Here is a 1,324-nt window from a genome sequence, read left to right as displayed (position 1 = left end):
TGCGTGTACGCCACCGTCCCCGATCTCGGGCCGGGCGCGCTCGGCGGGCTGCGGGTGCCGGACGAGTCGATCATCTGCACGTGGTCGACGACGCTCGCGCTGGCGACGGACGCCGTCCAGCGCGGCGCGGCGCTGCACCTGAACACCGCGGTGGAGGGGGTCGCGGTCGAGGGCGACGTCACGATCGTGAGCACCAACCGCGGGCAGCTGCGGACGAGGTGGCTGGTGAACGCCGCCGGCCTCGGCGGGGACACGATCGACGCACTGTTCGGCTTCGACCGGTTCCACCTCAACCCACGCCGTGGCGAGCTGCTGGTCTTCGACAAGCTGTCCCGTCCCAGGGTGCCGGTGATCGTGCTGCCGGTGCCGAGCAAGCTCGGCAAGGGCGTGCTGGTCAGCCCGACCATCTACGGCAACGTGATGGTCGGCCCGACCGCGGAGGACATGACCGACCGGCTGGACACCAGCACCACCGAGGACGGCTTCGACTTCCTCTTCCACAAGGCGGAAGGGCTCATGCCGAGCCTGGCGGGGGAGGAGGTCACCGCGGCGTACGCCGGCCTGCGCGCGGCCCACGACCGCTCCGACTACCTGATCGAGGCGGACGCCGGGCAGCGCTACCTGGTCGCCGGCTGCATCCGGTCGACCGGCCTGACGTCGTGCATGGCGGTGGCCGAGCACGTCACGGGGCTGCTGGCCGAGGCCGGGCTCGAACTCGAACGGCGCACCGACCTGCCGGCGCCGCCGCGGCTGCCGAACATCGGCGAGCACGCGCTGCGTCCCTACCAGGACGACGTGCTGATCGCCCACGACCCCGCGTACGGCGAGGTGGTGTGCTTCTGCGAGCGGGTCACCAGGGGCGAGATCCGGGACGCCTGCCACAGCGTGGTCCCGGCCCGCGACCAGGGGGCGCTGCGGCGGCGCACCCGCGCCATGAACGGCCGCTGCCAGGGGTTCTTCTGCGGCGCAGCGGTGAAGGCGCTCCTCGACGAGGCCACGAAGGAGGCCCGGTGATGACCATTCCCACCCGCACCCCCGCCGTGGCCATCGTCGGCGCCGGGCCGTCCGGTCTGGCCGCCGCCGCCGACCTCGCCCGGACGCTGAGGGGCGACGTCCTCGTCCTCGACCGGGAGGCCGAGCCCGGCGGCATCCCCCGGCACTGCTTCCATCCCGGCTACGGGATCCGGGACCTGCGGCGGTTCACGTCCGGGCCGCGCTACGCCCGCATCCTGACCGACCGGGCGGTGTCGGCCGGCGCCGACATCGTCACGAGGGCGATGGTCACCGGCTGGACGCCGGACGGTGCGCTCGAGGTCACCTCGCC

The 1,324-nt window shown here is 73.5% G+C and carries 2 protein-coding genes; both read left to right on the top strand.

Features of this window, described 5'->3' with window-relative positions:
- Positions 1-1,014 (top strand): FAD-dependent oxidoreductase (locus Q1K57_RS03800; RefSeq protein WP_300079149.1); only part of this gene is annotated, 1,014 nt, incomplete at its 5' end.
- Positions 1,014-1,324, top strand: a 311-nt coding sequence (locus Q1K57_RS03795) for an NAD(P)-binding protein (RefSeq protein WP_300079146.1), incomplete at its 3' end; no start/stop codon positions are given. The genes Q1K57_RS03800 and Q1K57_RS03795, both read left to right, overlap by 1 nt.

This window comes from Propioniciclava sp., assembly GCF_029977985.1.
Classification (GTDB): Bacteria; Actinomycetota; Actinomycetes; order Propionibacteriales; family Propionibacteriaceae; genus Propioniciclava.
Note: the sequence above shows the minus strand (reverse complement) of the source record. Positions and strands in the feature narration are given on the sequence as shown.